This window comes from Micromonospora sp. NPDC047740 (assembly GCF_043204735.1).
Taxonomy (GTDB): domain Bacteria; phylum Actinomycetota; class Actinomycetes; order Mycobacteriales; family Micromonosporaceae; genus Micromonospora.
This window is the reverse complement of sequence record NZ_JBIDCT010000013.1, coordinates 1-18,203: the sequence shown is the minus strand read 5'-3', so window position 1 is coordinate 18,203 and position 18,203 is coordinate 1. Positions and strand designations below refer to the sequence as shown.

The window sequence follows — 18,203 nt, the reverse complement described above, 5'->3', positions numbered from 1 at the left end:
ACGCCGTGGGGTGGGTGGGACGACTGTTCGACGTGCGCGACGGCTTCGTGCGGATCGTGCTGCTCGACCTGAGCGGCGTCGGCTACCTGGTCTTCGGTGCTCCGATGCAAGGCCACGGGCCGACGGCCATGCAGTTGGTCCTCGCGGGGATCGCGTTCGGCGTCGCGCTGGTGTTGCACCGCCGGCCACTGGTCAACCTGCTGGTGCAGACCGCGCTGCTGGCCGTCGCCATCTGTCTGCTCGACGACATCACCATCAACCAGGTGGGCGCCAGTTGGGCGTTGCTCGAACTGGCCATGCGGGCGCGCCGACCACGGACCATCTGGCTGGCCGCCGGGCTGCTGGCCGCGGTCGACCTGACCGATTCGATCGGCGACCCGTTCCCACGGTTGCTCTCCGGCATCGTCGGGCTGCTCGTGGAGGTCGGCGTCCCGTTGCTGCTCGGCCTGGTCATCCGGGCCCAACGGGAACTCACCCGGCAGGCGCAGGAGCGGGCGGCGGAGGAGCAGCGCCGACTCGAGTCGGAGAGCCGGGCCGCCCGCGCCGACGAACGCAGCGCCATCGCACGGGAACTGCACGACGTGGTCGCGCACCACGTCGCGTCGATGGTGCTGCGGGTCGGCGTGGCCCGGCACGTACTGACGGATCTGGACCCGCGGGTGGGTGAGGTGTTCGACGACGTGCATGGCACGGGGAGCGCCGCCCTGGCCGACCTGCGCCGGCTCGTCGCGGTCCTGCGCAACCCTAACGGCGTACGCGGCGACGCGGCGCTGACCGCCATCGAGCCGTCGGCGCTGCCGGCGGCCCTCGGCGCGGCGGTCGACCGGGCCCGCCAGGCCGGCGTCACCGTCGAGGCTGACATCGACCCCGCGGTCGGGTCGCTGGATGCGGTACGAGGAATGGCGGTGTTGCGACTCACCCAGGAGGCGCTGACCAACGTGGCCAAGCACGCCGGCACATCCGCCCTCGCCCACCTGTCGGTCAGCGTGGTCGACGAGGCCGTGCACTGGGAGGTGTCCGACGACGGGGGCGGCTGGGTGCCGGCGGCGATGCCGTCCGGCGGCGGCCACGGCATCACCGGCATGCGCGAACGCGTCGAGGTCCTCGGCGGTCAACTGGAGGCCGGTCCGGCGGGTGCGGGTTGGCGGGTGCGTACCGTCCTCCCGGGCCCGGCCATCTCGCTGGCGCCTGCTCCCCCCTCCCCTGCCGTTCCGCCGGCCCAGTCGGACCAGGACCGCGAGGCTGCGGTGGGGCCACGCACGACGGAGCCGGCATGATCCGCGTCCTGCTGGTCGACGACCAGCACCTCATCCGCGCTGGCCTGCGCATGCTCTGCGACGCCCAACCCGACATCGAGGTCGTCGGCGAGGCCGACAACGGCCGCGACGCGGTGTCCCTCGCCGCGCGGCTCATCCCCGACGTCGTCGTCATGGACCTGCGCATGCCCGGCGTCGACGGGATCACCGCGACCAGCCGCATCCTCGCCGACCGGCCCGCCACCCGGATCCTGGTGCTGACCACGTTCGGCGACGACGACCACCTCTATCCGGCGCTGACCGCCGGCGCCTGCGGATTCCTGCTCAAGGACGCACCCCCCGCCGACCTGGTGGACGGCGTCCGCAAGGCCGCCGCCGGCGACAGCCCGTTCAGCCAGGAGGTGCTGCGCCGCCTGGTCCAGCGCGCGGTCGACGCCCGCTCCGACACACCCCGGCCGGTCGAGGGGCTGACCGCCCGCGAGCAGGACGTGCTGAACCTGGTCGCCGAGGGCCTGTCGAACACGGAGATCGCCGAGCGGCTGCACATCGGCATCACCACGGTCAAGACCCACATCACCAGCCTCATGACCAAGACCGGCAGCGACAACCGGGTACGCCTGGCCCTGTTCGCCCGCGGCGCCTGACCGGTTCGCCACAGCCGGGCGGCCAGAACACGACGTCGCCGTCCCTCCTGCCGATCGCTGTGCCGCGCGTCACAGGGACCTCATGTCACGGACGGGCGGGCAGCTTCCATCTGCTGGTCGTCAGCAACCCGTGGAGGAAGGCGCAACGATGAGCACACAGCGCGAAGCCGGCACGAGCACCCACCGCGTCCTGATCCTGGGGGCGGGTTACGCGGGCATGGCCGCGGCTGTCCAGCTCGCGGCCCGGGTCAGGCGGCGTGAGGACGTGCAGGTGACCCTGGTGAATGCGCAGGACCGGTTCACCGAACGGCTGCGGCTGCACATGACGGCGACCGGCCAGCAGGTCGCCGAGCTGAGCATCCCGGAGCTGTTGGACGGTACGGGTGCGCAGTTCGTGCGTGGCTGGGTGACGGCGGTGGACGCGGACGCGAAGATCGTGCGGATCGACGACGACCGGGTCCTGCACTACGACACGCTGGTGTACGGGTTGGGCAGCGTGGCCGACACGGCGGCGGTTCCGGGTGTCGAGGACCACGCGTACACCTTGAACAGCGCCCAGGACGCGCAGCTGCTGGCCGCTCGGCTGGCGCAGCTGGGCAGCGGCACGGTGGTGGTCGGTGGCAGCGGGCTGACCGGTGTCGAGTCGGCCGCGGAGATCGCCGAGCGGCACCCGGAACTGAATGTCGTGCTGCTGGGCCGGGGCGAGCCCGGTGCGGCCATGAACCCGAAGGCGAAGGCGTATCTGCAGGCCGCACTCAAGCGGCTGGGCGTCCAGGCGCGCAGCGGGGTCGAGGTGGTGAAGGTGCTGCTCGATTCGGTCGAGCTGGCTGGCGGGGAGAGCATCGCCGCCGAGGTGGTCCTGTGGACCAGCGGCACGCGGGTGTCACCGCTGGCGGCCGCCGCCGGGCTGACCGTCGACGAGCGCGGCCGCGTCGTCACCGACGCCGCGCTGCGGTCGGTGTCACACCCGGACGTGTACGCCGTGGGCGACGCGGCCGCGATCCGTCAGGGCTACGGCGTCATGCACGGCACCTGCCAAGGTGGTATGCCGACCGGGGTGCACGCGGCGGTGTCGATCGTCCGTACGCTGGCGGGTAAGCAGCCCAAGCCGTTCCGGTTCGGCTTCTACCACACGCCGGTGAGCCTGGGCCGGCACGATGCGGTCGTGCAGTTCACCCGCCCCGACGACAGCCCCCGGCGGGTGTGTCTGACCGGCCGCCTGGCGGCACGGTACAAGGAGACGGTGACCGCTTCGCCTTGGCCGACCTACGGCCGCATGAAGAAGATGCCCGCCTCGGGCGCGTTATGGCCCCACGGCGGTCGCTTCACCCGGGAGGCACGGTGACCCACCTGCCGTCAGACCTCGACCAGCAGGTCTTCCACCAGCACCGCAACCTGCTCTTCTCTGTGGCGTACCGCATCCTCGGCACCGCGGCCGACGCCGAGGACGCCGTCCAGGACGCCTGGATCAAGTGGTCGGCCGCCGACCGCGCACAGGTGGCCGACCCCAAGGCGTACCTGGCGCGGATCGTGTCGAACCTGGCGCTGGAACGGCTGCGGTCCACCCGGCACAAGCGCGAGACCTATGTCGGACCGTGGCTGCCCGAACCCATCCTCACCACCGGCGACACCGCCGAGGTGGTCACGGAAGCCGAGTCGGTGTCGACGGCGATGCTGGTGGTGCTGGAAACCCTGAGCCCGCTCGAGCGCGCGGTGTTCGTGCTGAAGGAGGTCTTCGACTTCAGCCATGCCGAGATCGCGGAGGCCCTGGAGCGCTCCGAGACCTCGGTGCGGCAGGCCGCGCACCGGGCCCGTAACCATGTGCGCGCCCGGCGGCCGCGCTTCACGGCGGACCGGTCACGGCAGCGCGAGGTCACCGAGCGGTTCTTCGCGGCCGCGACCGGTGGCGACATCAACGCCCTGATGGAGTTGCTGTCTCCGGACGTCACCCTGTGGACCGACGGCGGCGGTAAGGTCCGCCAGGCCCTTCGCCCGGTCGTCGGCGCGGGTACGGTGGCCGCCTGGTTCGCCGCCATCGGCACCGTCACCTATCAGGGCGTCGAGCCGGCCGACATGAACGTTGAACTCGTCGAGCTCAACGGCGGTCCGGGCATCGTGTTCAGCGGACCGGGTCGGGTGATCGCCACCGTCACCTTCGATTTCGACGCCGTCGGCCGCATTACCGCCATCCACAACGTGGCCAACCCGGACAAGCTTCGGGCGGTCGCCGACGGCACCGCGCACGACATCGGGACGGAGTGAGTCGGCGCGGGCCCTGCCCGGTCGACCCTGGTCGACGGGGCAGGGCCCGGGTGGTCTGGAGCCGCCTACGCTGGTGCTGGTGAACGTCCGAGAGCGCAAGAAACTCACCGCCCGCCTGATGGCGGCGCTGTTGGGCGACGACCTCCGCGCTGTCCTCACGCTGCTGGGCGCGGGGGCGGACCCGAACGCGGCGGACCGCGACGGCACGACGCCCCTGTACCGGGCATCCGTGCACAATGAGCCCGCGGTGGTACGGGTCCTCCTGGAGGCCGGCGCGGATCCGAACGTGGAGAGCGGGCGTGGTGAGGAGGGCACGCCGCTGACCGGTGCCGCGGCGTGGGGGCACACCGAGGTGGTACGCGTACTCCTCGCGTGGGGCGCGGACCCGAACCTCCGTGAAGACCACGGCAACGGCCTGTCGCCGCTCGACTGGGCCGTCCGAGGCGGCCACGCAGAGACGGCCGCTCTGCTGGTGGCCGCGGGCGCGTCACCCCATCGGACATCACGCGCGTAGCGAGCAGCCCGAGCGCCACTGGCAGTGTCTGCCCCACCGGAGCGGCCTACCGGGGGCGCCCACCGCCGCCGAGCTGCCCAGCCACACGTCGCTTGCCGACGCTGTCGACGGCGCCGCCGAGCTGGACATCCCCCGCCCGATACGCCCCGCCGCGCCACCCATCCAGGAGCGATCGGCTGCCGGGTTGATTCAGGCCGGGAGCCGATTCCGCCGCCAGGTGCGCGGTTGCCTGCAGGCCCAGCCGGATCGTGCCGAGCAATAGCAGCAGGACGACCTCGCCCAGCGCGACGGCCCGTTCGATCAGCCCGAGGTACGGCTTCAGCGGCGAACTCGCCAGGTAGGCGGAGACGAACGGAACGAGGGCGACCAGACAGACCGCCGCGGTCACCGCCACCACCCGGGCCCCCGGTCCGCGCCTGCGCCGGGCCGTCAGCAGCGCGCCGAGCGGCAGACTGAGCAGGGCGATCACGGATGCCCATTTGTGGATCTCGCCGGTCACGGTGGTCGGTGCTCCCACCGGGTCGCGTGGAAAGACCGTCAGCACCACCAGTCCGAGGCACCAGCAGGCGTAGCAGGCGGTGGCCGAGGGTACGGCGGCCTGCCGCCGCAGCAACGGACCGAGCAGGCATATCGAGCTTGCGGCCAGCACCAAGACCGCCGTGTCGAAGATCCAGCCGTCCGGGGAGAGGGCGTAGTCGCTGATCGTGTCCGTAACCGGGCTGAGCCGGGCCACCAGCACGTGCAGCAGGGCGAACAGCACCAGCGCCACCGCGGCGGCGGCCAGGCCGAGGAGCCGCCCGAGCCGGTTGGCGACACGAAGCGCGAGACGGGCGTCGGTCATCCGGCCCACCCCAGCCCGGGCCGCATCCACCACTGGTGTCCCCGCCGCCCGTCGGCGCACCTCGGCAAACCTGCCGGCGGCGCCGCCACCAGAGACGTTGACAAGGGTTCCCTCCCTATCCCGAAGGCGATGACAGGGCCCTTCCTGCCGGGATCAGCCGGCAGGGGCGCCCACGGAGCGCGCCTCGTGCAGTGTCGGGGATCGAGGCACACCTGGCCATCGTCTTCGCCGTCAACCACCGGATCGAGGACGGCACAGGCTGATCGCTCAGGACGCTCGTCCGCACCGCTCGCCGCTACCGCACGCTCCGTGCTGACGGCCAGAGGCGCTCCGCCGGATACCCGCTGCCCGACGAACTACGCCACCTGCCTGACCAGATTCGCGGTCACCCGCAAAGCCGACCGCGAAGATGTAACCGATCGGGCCCATCCGATCGCCCAGCCCGAATCCGTCCAGGCCGAACAGGATCCGCTGGCAGCCGCACAATCCCGGGCGTACTCAGTCGGCGCGGCGCAGCCGGCCCGTCTCCTTGGACCGGGCGTCGAGGAGCACCAGGGTCTCGCCGGCCAGTCCAGCCCGCCAGGACGAAGCTAGCCACGCCCCAACGGGTACCCCGTCGCAGCCGATCAGGGTGCTGGGCCCGGTGGTGGCAAGGAAGGCTCCTCCGGAGCCCACCACCCAGCGCCCGCCGTGACCGTTGCAGCCGTCGGATCCGCGCCACTCACCGTCGGCCTTGAACTCGACGTACGCCCTCCTGGGCCCGGACACGGGCACCCACCCCGACCAGCCGGTCCCCGGCGGCGGGAGTCAGGGTTGCCGGCAGCGCCGCTGCGGGCGCGAACTGCCGCCGGACCTCGTCGGTGATCTCCGGTGGCGCCACCTCGGATGCCGCCAGGTACGGTCCGGGCGTCGGGGTCGCCCCCGGCCGCAGGCGGGCAACGAGCGCGCCGTCGGCGTCGAGGAGCATCGGCATGTCACCCTCCAGCCGGTACGAGGTGACCCGCTGCAGCCACCGCGGGTTCGGCTCGGCGTTGGTGCAGCCAGGGCCGCCCTCCGCCCCGGATGAGCCGAACATCGCGGCGACGAAGAGACCACCGGCATCGGCCCGCCAGGAACCGACCAGGATCCCGCAGCGGCCGAAGAGCTGGATCCGATCGGGTGCGAGACGCAGGATGCCATGCGGCTCCTCGGCGACTCCGGCCAGCGTCCAGTTGCCCAGCAACGCCACTGGATCCGCTACCCCCGGGCTTCCGCTGCCCGGCGGCAGGGCGGGCGGCGGAGACTTTTCCGCCGCTGTCCCTCCGGCGCAGCCCGCCAGCAGGGCCCCGACCGCGACCATCGTCAGGAGGAACCTTCGCCGGCCCATCTCGTTCGCCGTCCTTCCGCCGTGCCGGCCCAACCGCCGGTCCCAGTGCTTGGACGGCGCACGGTCACCCGTGGTTGCCGCACCCGGCACGGAATCCCGGCGGCGTCGCGATCTGTCGGATGCACGTCATCACCCGGCCGTCGAGGGCCCGCGTAAGGGTCGGATCGCGTGGTGACGGGCGTACCACCGGCACAGCACCCGGCGCCGCGCGGGATCCCATGGCCGGGACCCTTGCACGGTCAACCGAGTGCGACCACGATGGGATCATGGCCGATGGATTGATCTTGCGGGTGGTGTCCGACGGGCCGGTCAGCGATGAGGAACTGGCCGCGCAGACCCGCCAGCTGAAGGACCACCTGAACCACCTTCCAGGCGTCGAGGCGGCGGAACTCGTCGAGGCGGCCGGGCCGGGGACGCGAGATACGGTCAGCATCATCTTCGGCGCACTCACCCTCGCGGTCTTCAGCTATCCGACCGCGAAGCGCGCCGCGGCGGACATCAAGCACCTGGCCGAGGTCATCAAGCGCTACCAGGACCGCAACAAGGGCAAGCACCTGCGGATGAGTCTCCCGGACGGCACCGAGATCGAGGTGCGGGACGTGTCGGAGAAGACCCTGACCGAGGTCATCAAGTCGGTGTCGGTGCCCCGGCAGGGCACGCCCGCCGTGCCCGAGAAGGTCGATGGTGAGTGACCCGGGAGCGTTCCGAGCCGGTGGGCAGCCGCGGTGAAGCGGGCACTCCTGATCGGTGTGGGCAGCTACACCAGCGAAGGATTGCCCGACCTCGACTCACCCGCCAGTGATCTCAAGGACTGGGGACGACTCCTCCGGGACCCCGCCCTGGGCGCGTTCGACGACGTCCGGGACTGCCTCGACGACGACTCCCACACGGTGCAGGTCACGCTCTACGACTTCCTGACGAGCGCCGATCCGCACGACTTCCTGCTCGTGTACTACTCCGGCCACGGCCGGCTGCACGACGGCCATCGCCTCTACCTCACCGCGACCGACACCGACCTGGACCGCCTCCCGCCCACCGCGGTGCCGACCGACGAGCTGCGACACTGGCTCGACGAGTGCCGGGCCAGCGAGCTGGTCCTGATCCTGGACTGCTGCCATGCGGGCGCCTTCGGCGACCTCAAGCAGCGCGGGGACCGCAGCCGCATCGTCGTGGTGTCCGCCGGGGCCACCGAGCTGGCCCACGAGGGTGACGGCTACAAGCAGCACGCGCTGCCGTCCGCGTTCTCCGGCCCCTTCCTCGAAGGGCTGCGGACCGGTGCCGCCGACCGGGACGGCAACGGCATCATCAGCGTCCGGGAAGCCTTCGAGTACGCGGCCGTCCGGATGGTCGACCGGGAACGCCGGCAGACCCCCCAGATGCGGGCCGCCGGCGTCGGGGACCTGATCCTCAGCAACGCGCCCCGGCGGCCCGAGTTGATTCCGGACGACCTGCTCGCGCTCACCCGCAGCGGGCTCGCGTCGGCGCGGGTGCTCGCCGTGGACGAGCTGAGCAACTGGGCGCACGGCAACCAGCGGACCCGCGAGCAGCTCGTGGCCGCGTTCGAGACCCTTGAGGCCCTGGAGCGGGACACGGCGGAGCGGGTGGCCGCGCGAGCCCGGCAGGCCCTGTCGGGTCAGCTCCGGCTCGCCCGCACCGAGGCCTCGGACGGCCCCGGCCCGCAGCCGCCGGGCGACCCGAACTGGGCGGCCGGCAGCACCTTCTACGAAGTGAACGTGCCGTTCTTCTACGACTCGGACGGCGACGGCCACGGCGACCTGCACGGCGTCACAGAGAAACTGGACTACCTGCGCCGGCTGGGAGTGGACTGCCTGCTGCTGAACCCGATCATGGCGTCGCCGTCCCTGGGTGACGGCCGGGCCGCGTCCGACTTCGAGACCATCGACGCCAGCCTCGGGCAGCCCTCGCACCTGCTGGAACTGCTCAGCCTCGCCCACCGCCAGGGCCTGCGGGTGGTGCTGGACCTGGTGCTCAACCACACCAGCGACGAGCATCCCTGGTTCACCGCCTCCCGGAGCGACCCGGACGGCCCGTACGGGAACTTCTACGTGTGGCGCGACACGGGCGACGACTACGCCGAGGCGGACGATCCGCTCAGCAGCCAGGGCGGGGGCTGGACCTACGACGGTAAGCGGCGGCAGTACTACTGGCACCGCTACAGCCGGCACGAGCCGGACCTGAACTACGACGCACCCAAGGTGCGGGCCGCCATGCGCGCGGTGATGGACTTCTGGCTCCGCCAGGGGGTCGACGGGCTGCGCCTGCTCACGGTCCCCTACCTGTTCGAGCGCACCGGCACGTCGAGCAAGAGCCTCGCCGAGACGCACACCTACCTGCGGGACCTACGATCCTGGCTGGACGCGACGTACCCGAACCGGATCCTCATCGCATGGAGTGAGGACTGGCCGGAGGGCGCCAGCTCCTACTTCGGCACCACCGAGCACCCCGAGTGCCACCTGGTCACGTACGCGTCGCTCATGCCGCGCCTGCTGCTCGCCATGCGGCGGGAGACGCACCGGCCGGTGTCACAGGTGCTGCTGCAGATGCGTGACCAGCCGGATGACCGCCACTGGACGGTGTTCCTCCGCAACGGCGACGAGATGTCGCTGGGCCTGCTGCCCGAGCGGGAACGCGACGAACTGCAGCACACCTACGCGCCGCTGGCCCGCATGCGCGGCGTGACCGGTATCCGCCGGCGGACGGCCAGCCTACTCAACGACGACCGGGGCCAGCTCGAACTCGCCTTCGCGTTGCTGCTGTCGATGCCCGGCGTTCCGGTCATCTACTACGGCGACGAGATCGGCATGGGCGAGAACCTGTCGCTGCCCGGCAACCGGGCGGTCAACACGCCGATGCAGTGGGCACCGGACCGCAACGGCGGCTTCTCCGTGGCGCAGCCGGAGAATCTGCCGGCGCCGTTGATCCACGAGTCGATCTACGGCTACATGGCGGTCAACGTGGAGAACCAGCTCCGCTCACGGTCGTCCCTGCTGCACGTGATCGAGAAGCTGATCGAGACTCGCCACGCCTGGACGGCGTTCTCCCGCCCTGGCTGCCGCATCGTCCGGTCGACCAACCCGGCGGTGCTCGCCGTCCTCCGCGGCGAGCCCGACGACGAGGTGTTGTGCTTGTTCAACTTCTCCCGATACCCGCAGACGACGACACTGACCCTGTCCTCCCACGCCGGCCGTCGGCCACGGGAGCTCATGGGCGGCGCCGAATTCCCCGCGGTGCGGGAGTCCGGCGAATACGACCTGGGCCTCGCCGGTCACGGCTTCTTCTGGCTCTCCCTGTCCACGGCGGAGACCCCGCCCCCGTCCGCCTGAGCCCCGCGCATGATCGACTACTGCTGCTCGGGCTGCGGCCGGCGCTGCGCCACGGATCTTGCAGAACGAGTTGGTCTGCCGTGCCACCTCTGTGCGGGCAAGGCCACCTGGGAGTCGCTTCCACCGGAGACGCAGCGGGCAATCGATGCGGCGATCAGTCGTGGCGCGATACCTGGTCTCCTCGCGATGCGATCAGCCGACCCGCTGATCCCGCTGCCCCAGGCCATGGACGTGCTCCAGTTCCGCACCAACGCCGGACTCGGTGACACAACGATTGCCGAGCAGCCGCCGCACGTCCGGTAGTGGACGCTTCGCGGCACATTCCGTCCAGTAGGGCCCGTTCTTGGCGGAGCGAACGCCGACATGAGCGGATCTTGTAACCGGCTTGCCCGGGATGGCGGCGGATCGGCACCATGCGGTCGTGGGATCGGACTGGATCTGGGAACTGCGGGTACCCGCGCCGGCCGGGCCGGCCCTTCGCCAGTTGTATGCACTGGGAGCCGAGCGGAATCTGCTCCCGCAGCGTCCCGACGGGCTGATCAACCTGTCACGAACCCCGATGCCGACCAACGCACGGTCGAGGACCTCGACACGGCGCTCGCCGCAATGGCGACGGGCGCCGAGCACGGCCAGTTTCTGGACGAACGGCGACATCGACGTCTTTGTCAGCTGGGAGGACGGCCACCTCGTCTGGGCTCTGGACGCATGCTTCTGCTATCGCCGACCGGTGCCCGAGGCGGACACCCTTCCGCGAGCTTCGTCTGCCACCGCCACGGCTGCCCGAGGTCGCCGCCCGCACGCGCCGGCTCCCCAACGGCGCCCTGCTGGTCACCCTCCTCGACGACCCGGCCGCCGTCGACCCGGTCCGCCACGAGGCCATCCACAGCCGCTGGCTCCGGGCGGCATGGCCTCGCCCGGGCAGCATCCTCTGATACCGCTGCGGTGGCCTAGCGCGTACCACATCTCAGTGGGCATCTCGTCGGCGGCTACTGATCACCGAAGGCGGCGTGTTTCGGTGTAGTAGGAGTTGACCGCGGGCTGGCCGGTGTAGTTGGGGCCAGCGCGGTCGTCGGCGCCGAGATACGTGTACGGCAGTGACACGACGCCAGGCCCGTTCCGCCTGATCCGCCGACGGCGGGTGTCCACGGCGAAGCCTGCCCCGCGTAGTGCGGTGGCGAGTCTCCGGCCGGCGGGCCGACCATCGGCGAGGCGCACGCTGTCCAGGTCGAGATCGGCGCTGAACTGTCCGTCGTCGGTGAGCCAGCTGGCGATGCGGGTCAACACCGCGAGTTTGTCGCCGACATAGTGCAGTCCGTGGACGCAGGTGATGAGGTCGAATCGGCGCGGCGGCGACCAGGACGTGATGGAGGCACAGTTCAGTTGCAGCGCCGTGCCCCGGATTGGCGTCGGGTCGAAGAAGTCGACGAGATCCACGCCGACGATCGTGACGAGCTGATCGAGCCCGTCGCGGGCGAGGGTGTCTGCGGCCTGTAGGAGGCACCGCCCGGTCCCGCAGCACAGATCCAGCCAGCCGATGGTTGTCTGCTGCGGCGGACTGGGTGGGGATTGCCGGATCCGGGCGACGATCCACTCGAGTGGATTGAACCCGAGTTCCCGCGTGTAGCTGTTCACACCAGCGAGTTGCCGTTCCCGGTTCATCGCCGAGTTCGCCACCACCGCGGACGATTCCAGGGCCTCATCATCGAGCAAACGTTCCGCCACGAAGAACAGCCTGCCAGAGCCCTACTGAACGGCCGATCCGGTGATGAGCGCGGCGATCAGAGCCTGCGGTGCGATGTTGCCCGGCCGGTCGCTGACCTGGCCGTCGCCAACCTCGACAACCCGCCAGACGCCATCGACGCGCAGTGCGAGGTCCACGGTGACGAACGGCAGCCGAAGCGGCCACCCGCGGTGCCAGGTCAGTGACGTCTATGTCTGACGGCGGGTGGTCGTTTGGAGCTCTACGCGTTCGGTGGGACCTGATGTGTCGGTCGGGACAGTGTGATGATCTCTTTCAGGTGACGCATTGTCGGGCTGCGCGGAGGGAATCGTGATTTGTGTTGGGCCTGGCGGCGCGTTCTCGGTCAACGCAGTCGGCCTTGACGGCGCACCGTTTCCGCTGAGCTTCAGCGTTCGCGAGATCGCGGGCTGCTGGGTGGTCGCCGCGACGGCGGTGCAAGCGTCGGAACTCGCTGATGTCCTGGTCAGCGCTGCGCAGGACACCGTCGTCGTCGTGGACGTCGCCACCAACAGCTTCCTGGACGAGAAGTACGTGCAGTGGCAGCCATCGCGGATAGCGGCAGCGCAGGGCGTCACCTGCTCGGTTCACGGTTTCGGTTCGCTGGCTGGCGGCGTTGTCGGTCTCAGCGATGAGGCCCTGGTGATGCGGCGCCAGGACCTGCCCGGTTTCCTGTACGGCTGGGCACCGTACGAGTTGACGCTGGTCGGCCTTCCCGGCAGGCCGCGCGCGGAGCAGTTGGACGAGATCGCGCTCGCCATCGGGACAGCCGAACAAGGTCAGCCGATCCTGCCGGCGCTTCCTGGATGTTCGCTCTGGTATTCCGGACACGACGATTGTTATGCCTGGGTGGAATCAACTGATCGGGGAGTTTGCCTGGCCATCATGCGGCGCCTGCTGGCTCTGTTGGTTGGCTCTGCCCTGGTCAAGGCCGAGCCCGTGGAGGTGTCAGAGCCAACCGATAGTCTCGTCGAAGCCCTGATCGCGGATAGCCCACATTGGATCGGGAGGCTCGGTGCTGCGTCCTCACGTACGGTTACCGTGGACCTCTCCGCCGCGTCCGAGCCGTGGCGGCTTTCCCGGCAGCTGCCGCGTCAGGTCGATCGCGCCGCGGTCTATGACGTCCTGAAATCCACCTGGCATCTCGTCAGACTGTGACGGGCACCCGGCGTGCGTCACGCGCCAGGGACTCCCCGGCCGGCTATTCCTGGACCGGCGCTTGTGGCTGCTCGTAGGCCGCAGAGTGAGCGCACTGATGCCAGCCCGTGTTGGATACGTAGTGGCGGTCCCCGAGGATTCCATCATGAGGCGTTCGCTCGCCGTGGCGGTTGCCGCATTCATGGCATGGATGTCGCTGGGCGCCTGTTACCTCGGTCCGAGTCCAGTGCGATACGCGGCCTTGGGCGGGCCAGCGACGGAAGATGACCTTGTCGGTCAAGGTGCCGGGGTGCCGTGCGCTCAGGCGGTCGAGCCCCAGGCAGGCCAGGAGTCCAGATCCCGGAGATCGAGGATGTCATGGCCCAGCCATGCCAGGACGGCTGGCCGCGACGAGTCGATCCGCGGTATCAACACTGCTCGTATGGGCAGCACAATCGGCTCGCTGGCGACAAGGGTCTCTCGTTAGTCTCCTCCGGTGATCGCAGACGATCTACCCACGTTCGAGTTCGCCTTCCCTGGTCCGCTGCGCGACAAGCTGGTCGCTGCAGTGCTCGATGGGACCAAGACCACCACGACGGGCCTGCTCCAGGACTACGAGATCGAAGGCGAGCCACTACCGGTCGTGGGTGCCCGGGCGGCGGTGGTCGATTCTGCCGGTCGCCGGGTGGCCGTGATCGAACTGACCGAGGTGAGAGTCAGCCGGCTGGGCGACGTGGACCTTGACCACGCCCGGGACGAGGGCGAGGGGCACGACTCGGTCGCCGCCTGGCGGGCTGGCCACGAGGACTACTGGCACGGAACGGACTACCGAGGGTGGCTGGGTGATCCGGACTTCACCGTGGACGACGACACGCCAGCTGTGCTGGAACGGTTCCGGCTCGTCGCGATGCTTTGACCGCGCCACGACCGCACGGCGATATCGCTGCTGGGAGCCCGCACATGGCACCCGCAGGCGCGACATACGCAAAAGGCTGCTTGCGCAAATGATGGTTTGCACTAGGGTGGGGCCATGGCTCCTGCACTCGTGGCCCCTGGTCCGGACCTGGATTTGGCCTTCGCCGCCCTCGGCGACCCCGTCCGTCGCGCCCTCGTGACTCGTCTCGCCGGAGGCGATGCCACGGTGGGAGAGCTTGCTGCACCGTTCGACCTGACCCCACAGGCAATCTCCCACCACGTCGGTGTCCTGCGGCGGTGCGGCCTGGTCGAGCAGCGACGCGAGGGCACCAGACGCCCCTGCCGACTCAGGGTCGATCAGCTTTCGCTGCTCGGCACGTGGATCGACGACCAGCGCCGCGCGTGGAACGATCGGCTCGACGCCCTCGAGCGGCATCTCACCGACGAGGGAGCGGCTCGTTGACCAGCGCCGAGCTCCACGGCGACGAACTGATCGCCCAGCGCCACCTCCGGGCGGAACCCGAACGTGTCTGGGCCGCCTTCACCTCGCCAGCAAGCATCGCGGCATTCTGGGGAGGTTCCCACGCCACCGTGCCGCCTGAGTCGGTAAGCGTCGATCTGCGTCCCGGCGGAGAGTTCGCGCTTGACACCCGCGCGCCGGACGGCCGGACCCGCCGGCTCCGGTTCGTCTACGTGAGCGTCACCGCTCCGCACGAACTGGTCTTCGACGAGTCTGTCACCGGCCTCCGCACGACCGTCACCGTCCAACCCGCCGGCGATGGCACGGACCTCATGGTCCATCAGCGGCGCCTTCCCCCTGAGCTCCGGACAGCGCAAGCAGTCGACGGGCTCGCCTCGATCCTCGACGCCCTCGCCGCACACCTGCAGCACCACGAGCCCACACAAGGACGGAGAACGCCGTGACGCCAACGACCCAGCGCGGCCTCGTCGCAGAGTACTTCGACGGATTCCGGGCGAGCGACCACCTGCGCATCCTCGCGACCCTTACCGACGACGTCGAGTGGGTCATCCACGGCCACCGAACCACCCGCGGCAAGGCAGAGTTCGACGGCGAGATCGAGAATCCGGCGTTCACCGGAAGCCCCGAGCTCGACGTTCAGCGCGTCTACGAGGACGGTCGAGTCGTCGTCGCCATAGGCGAGGGCCGCGGCGTCAGCGTCGACCATGGGCCGTTCCGCTTCGCCTTCAACGACCTGTTCACCTTCCGCGACGGGCTCATCGCCCGCGTCGACTCCTACGTCGTCCCGCTGCCTCACTGATCGTGGCCGGATGATCCACCCCGTCGAGGGGAGCCGCAGTTTCAGAATGAGTTGAGCTGCGGGTCTTGCGCTCGGCAATCTTCGTCGGCGAGGTGCCGCCCGCTCAAGACCCCAGTTGCGCCGCGTCCGGGCCCTCGCCCCAGATGTTCATGATCGTCCAGCGGGTCAGTCCGTAGACCAGCGTCCAGCCGATCGGCGTCAGGTAGGACACCACGATGACGAAGGCGGCGACGGTGCCGGCCTGTATCCGGTCCCGCAGACCCTGCTCTCCGTCGCCCTTCAGCGCACGCCGGCCCTGCCAGGCGAGAAACGCCGCGATGAGCGGGGCCAGCCAGGCCACCGCCATGGCGAGCAAGGTGAACCAGGCGGGCGGAAAGGCCAGCGAGCCACGCACCGACACTCCCTCAGGGAGCGGTCCGTACACCATGTCGTACACGCCGTTGCTGTTTCCGCCGTGCGGCCCGCCCAGCAGTCCGAAGAGGAAGAAGAAGACCGCGAGCCCGAAAGCCCACACCAGAGCCAGCTGCGCCCGCCACAGTCCCTTCGTCATCAGTCCAGCACCCAGCCCAGCAGCAGTCGGCCCGGCGGCAGCAGCGTGAAGACCAGGAAGGCCAACGTGAGCCCGGCCGCCCCGAACAGCGACCGCCGCAGCACGGCGGACATCTCCCGACGCCGCCTGGCCAGCGAGGTAAACGACATCAGCAGCAAGAGGACCGCCGCCATCGGCCCCAGCACCGTGATGATCATGGCGGGAAACAGCAGCACCAACATCGGCCCGCTGAACACGTCGCCGGGCGCCTGGCATCCGCTCGTCGACGAGCAGTGATCGATCCCCTCGAGGGTGAACGTCAGCAGGTACGGGACGACCACGCCCGCCATATAGAGCGCCACCATCGACAGCTGCCCGACCACGAGCAACCGCGCCGCGACGAGACGGGACCCCGGCTGTGACACGCACGGAGCATACGGCCAGTGGATCTCCAGCACCAGCACGAGCGCCCGGGATCAGACCGGAATTAGATCCAGCGGTTACCCAACCACATGCGGGCGGCCCAGTCGGTGTACGGCAGAACCTTGCCGACGTAGATCGGATAGAAGTACGCGAAGCAAGCCGCAACCAGTAGCACGTAGGCCGCTGCGACGATGACGCCGATCGGACGCCGGTCAGGTCCGGACGGCGCGCTGCCGGTGGCAGCCGAGGGGCGAGGCGGAGTCATGACCATGCCGAGGACGTAGACGACGGCAAGGACCAGGAACGGCTCCGCGGGAAGGGCGTAGAAATAGAACATCGTCCGGTGGTCGGCGACGGCGAAGTAGAACCAGGGCAGCAGTCCGGCGAGGATGCCGAGCCAGATGGGGCCGACCCGCCAGTCCCGTCGCGCGATGCCGAACCAGGTCAGTGCGCCCAGCGCCGGGATGAACGACCACCACAGCAGCGGCGTCCCCAACAGCAGGACCTCCCTTGTGGGGGCTGACCCGGCGCATGGTGCGCCGCCACACCACCAGTCGAACGCGACCGGTCGCCCGAGCAGCAGCCACTGCCACGGCCAGGACTGGTAGCGATGCGCCTTCTCCAGCGTGGTGTGGAACCGTAACGCCTCCGCGTGGTAGTGCCAGAGGTTCTGCAGTGCGCCCACGATCGGCAACTCGTCGTGGCCGGCGTCGCGCAACCAGTGCCGGAAGTGTCCCCCGTCGGTTGACAACCAGCCTGACCAGCTCGCCAGGTACACGACGAGGAGAAGAGTGCCGCCGATCGCCAGCCAGCCGATCTCTCTGACCAGAGCGTCCCGCCACGGGCGGCGTACGCCCGCGGAGCGGCGTGCCTGCATCTCCCAGTAGAGCATCAGCGCGGCGAAGGCGAGCACGTACCAGATGCCGCTCCACTTGACCGCGCACGCGCAGCCGAGCAGAACGAAGGTGGCCAGGCGCCACCACGGCACCGCGAACGGCAGGCGGCCGGCCGGCCCCGGCACGGAAGGGTCGAGGCCGGCTTCGAGCGCCGCCAGCCAGCGCCGTCGGCGGGCGTCGCGGTCGAGGAGCAGAGTGCCGAACGCCGCGAGGATGAAGAACATCAGAAAGATGTCGAGCAGCGCCACCCGGGACAACACCAGATGCATGCCGTCCAGCGCCATCAACAGACCCGCCGCGCACCCCAGCACGGTGGACCGGAACATCCGCCGCGCCACGCGTACGAGGATGAGCACCGACAGGGTGCCGACGACCGCGGCGGAGACGCGCCAACCCGTCTCGTTATAGCCGAACACCAGCTCACCGAGCCCGATCATCCACTTCCCGAGCGGCGGGTGGACGACGTTTGCGGCGACGTTGTTCTTCTCGTCCCACTCGAAGCCGCGCAGCAGCAGGTGGTGTGCTTCGGTCGCGTAGTAGAGCTCGTCGAAGATCTTGCCATTTGGGCTGCCCAGGTTGAGCAGACGCGGCACGGCGGCAATGGCGACGATCAGCGCGGTGGCCAGCCAGGAGCAGAGGTCACCGCCCGCGTCGAACGGCGACAGCCGACGCCGGACGACTTCCGGGACTGCGCGGCGGACGTCACCGGCAGAATCCGCGACGTTCGACCCGCCTGCGGCGGCCGCCTCGCCACCGAGCGGGGCACCTCTCCGGTACGCACCAGCCGCCGCCATCATCGGCAGATCGTAGGCCAACGAGCGCCGCTGTCGCTGGCACCTGTGACCGCACAAGCCACTCTGCGATGTCGATTAAGCAGCGATGTTCCGGTCCCGGATCCGGTGACGGACCGGTGCCGCGACCGTGATGCGGGCCAGTGGCTCCAAGTCAGCTTCTCGGCCCTGAAGGACTCCGTTGGGGAATGGCGAAAACGTTCGGATGCACCTGTTGGCATGATTGTTGGATCGACCGGGTGGAAAGGGTCCAACGTGTCGCTGCAG

20 protein-coding genes are annotated in these 18,203 nt (G+C 69.9%); 12 read left to right on the top strand and 8 right to left on the bottom strand.

The window, feature by feature from the left end:
• Positions 1-5 precede the first annotated feature (5 nt).
• The 5 genes from ACGF4F_RS23565 (at position 6) to ACGF4F_RS23545 (ending at position 4,676) form a co-directional block, all read left to right on the top strand.
• Positions 6-1,277, top strand: a complete 1,272-nt coding sequence (locus tag ACGF4F_RS23565) for a sensor histidine kinase (RefSeq protein ID WP_393080285.1) — start codon at positions 6-8, stop codon at positions 1,275-1,277.
• The gene (locus tag ACGF4F_RS23560; protein ID WP_357440648.1) at positions 1,274-1,900 is read left to right on the top strand and encodes a response regulator transcription factor; all 627 of its coding nucleotides are present in this window, start codon (positions 1,274-1,276) and stop codon (positions 1,898-1,900) included. Before ACGF4F_RS23565 ends, ACGF4F_RS23560 begins: the two co-directional genes overlap by 4 nt.
• Before the next feature lie 148 nt (positions 1,901-2,048).
• Positions 2,049-3,245, top strand: a complete 1,197-nt coding sequence (locus ACGF4F_RS23555; protein ID WP_357440650.1) for an FAD-dependent oxidoreductase — start codon at positions 2,049-2,051, stop codon at positions 3,243-3,245.
• Complete coding sequence (locus ACGF4F_RS23550; protein ID WP_357440653.1) at positions 3,242-4,162, top strand: RNA polymerase sigma-70 factor; 921 nt, start codon at positions 3,242-3,244, stop codon at positions 4,160-4,162. Before ACGF4F_RS23555 ends, ACGF4F_RS23550 begins: the two co-directional genes overlap by 4 nt.
• A gap of 79 nt (positions 4,163-4,241) precedes the next feature.
• Positions 4,242-4,676 (top strand): ankyrin repeat domain-containing protein, encoded by a 435-nt coding sequence (locus ACGF4F_RS23545; RefSeq protein WP_393080280.1) that lies wholly within the window; start codon positions 4,242-4,244, stop codon positions 4,674-4,676.
• 46 nt (positions 4,677-4,722) lie between these two features.
• Here the strand turns inward: ACGF4F_RS23545 and ACGF4F_RS23540 are convergent, their stop codons facing one another.
• The 3 genes from ACGF4F_RS23540 to ACGF4F_RS23530 form a co-directional block, all read right to left on the bottom strand.
• On the bottom strand, positions 4,723-5,517 hold the full coding sequence (locus ACGF4F_RS23540; protein WP_393080277.1) for a DUF998 domain-containing protein: 795 nt from the start codon (positions 5,515-5,517) through the stop codon (positions 4,723-4,725).
• 498 nt (positions 5,518-6,015) lie between these two features.
• Positions 6,016-6,285: a hypothetical protein gene (locus ACGF4F_RS23535; RefSeq protein WP_393080274.1), complete on the bottom strand. Its 270-nt coding sequence runs from the start codon at positions 6,283-6,285 to the stop codon at positions 6,016-6,018.
• Positions 6,239-6,856 (bottom strand): hypothetical protein, encoded by a 618-nt coding sequence (locus ACGF4F_RS23530; RefSeq protein WP_393080271.1) that lies wholly within the window; start codon positions 6,854-6,856, stop codon positions 6,239-6,241. The genes ACGF4F_RS23535 and ACGF4F_RS23530 overlap by 47 nt, the downstream gene beginning before the upstream one ends.
• A 293-nt stretch (positions 6,857-7,149) precedes the next feature.
• Between ACGF4F_RS23530 and ACGF4F_RS23525 the strand changes: the two genes are divergently transcribed.
• Complete coding sequence (locus ACGF4F_RS23525; RefSeq protein ID WP_393080268.1) at positions 7,150-7,575, top strand: hypothetical protein; 426 nt, start codon at positions 7,150-7,152, stop codon at positions 7,573-7,575.
• A 33-nt stretch (positions 7,576-7,608) separates the two neighbouring features.
• Entirely contained in the window at positions 7,609-10,227 is a 2,619-nt protein-coding gene (locus ACGF4F_RS23520) for an alpha-amylase family glycosyl hydrolase (RefSeq protein WP_393080265.1), read from the top strand.
• Positions 10,228-11,220: 993 nt separating this feature from the next.
• Here the strand turns inward: ACGF4F_RS23520 and ACGF4F_RS23515 are convergent.
• A complete protein-coding gene (locus tag ACGF4F_RS23515) occupies positions 11,221-11,901 on the bottom strand; it encodes a class I SAM-dependent methyltransferase (RefSeq protein WP_393080262.1) in 681 nt (226 codons plus the stop codon).
• Between the two features lie 69 nt (positions 11,902-11,970).
• Positions 11,971-12,105 (bottom strand): ATP-grasp domain-containing protein, encoded by a 135-nt coding sequence (locus ACGF4F_RS23510; RefSeq protein WP_357440674.1) that lies wholly within the window; start codon positions 12,103-12,105, stop codon positions 11,971-11,973.
• 148 nt (positions 12,106-12,253) lie between these two features.
• Between ACGF4F_RS23510 and ACGF4F_RS23505 the strand changes: the two genes are divergently transcribed.
• From ACGF4F_RS23505 to ACGF4F_RS23485, 5 genes are all read left to right on the top strand, one after another.
• Positions 12,254-13,123, top strand: a complete 870-nt coding sequence (locus ACGF4F_RS23505) for a hypothetical protein (protein WP_393080259.1) — start codon at positions 12,254-12,256, stop codon at positions 13,121-13,123.
• 478 nt (positions 13,124-13,601) lie between these two features.
• A complete protein-coding gene (locus ACGF4F_RS23500; protein ID WP_357440707.1) occupies positions 13,602-14,018 on the top strand; it encodes an ASCH domain-containing protein in 417 nt (138 codons plus the stop codon).
• A 114-nt stretch (positions 14,019-14,132) separates the two neighbouring features.
• Positions 14,133-14,480 carry a metalloregulator ArsR/SmtB family transcription factor gene (locus ACGF4F_RS23495; RefSeq protein WP_357440678.1) on the top strand — a complete coding sequence of 116 codons (348 nt, stop codon included), beginning with the start codon at positions 14,133-14,135 and terminating at the stop codon, positions 14,478-14,480.
• Positions 14,477-14,941: an SRPBCC domain-containing protein gene (locus tag ACGF4F_RS23490; RefSeq protein WP_357440681.1), complete on the top strand. Its 465-nt coding sequence runs from the start codon at positions 14,477-14,479 to the stop codon at positions 14,939-14,941. Before ACGF4F_RS23495 ends, ACGF4F_RS23490 begins: the two co-directional genes overlap by 4 nt.
• Positions 14,938-15,297, top strand: coding sequence for a nuclear transport factor 2 family protein (locus ACGF4F_RS23485; RefSeq protein ID WP_357440684.1), 360 nt, complete (start codon positions 14,938-14,940; stop codon positions 15,295-15,297). Before ACGF4F_RS23490 ends, ACGF4F_RS23485 begins: the two co-directional genes overlap by 4 nt.
• A 103-nt stretch (positions 15,298-15,400) precedes the next feature.
• Here ACGF4F_RS23485 and ACGF4F_RS23480 read toward each other — a convergent pair whose 3' ends face one another.
• Genes ACGF4F_RS23480 through ACGF4F_RS23470 form a run of 3 tightly spaced genes read right to left on the bottom strand, consistent with a single transcriptional unit; the run spans position 15,401 to position 17,942 of the window.
• On the bottom strand, positions 15,401-15,847 hold the full coding sequence (locus ACGF4F_RS23480) for a hypothetical protein (RefSeq protein ID WP_357440687.1): 447 nt from the start codon (positions 15,845-15,847) through the stop codon (positions 15,401-15,403).
• A complete protein-coding gene (locus ACGF4F_RS23475) occupies positions 15,847-16,290 on the bottom strand; it encodes a hypothetical protein (protein WP_357440690.1) in 444 nt (147 codons plus the stop codon). The genes ACGF4F_RS23480 and ACGF4F_RS23475 overlap by 1 nt, the downstream gene beginning before the upstream one ends.
• Positions 16,291-16,313: 23 nt before the next feature.
• Positions 16,314-17,942: a phospholipid carrier-dependent glycosyltransferase gene (locus ACGF4F_RS23470; RefSeq protein WP_357440692.1), complete on the bottom strand. Its 1,629-nt coding sequence runs from the start codon at positions 17,940-17,942 to the stop codon at positions 16,314-16,316.
• Between the last annotated feature and the right edge of the window lie 261 nt (positions 17,943-18,203).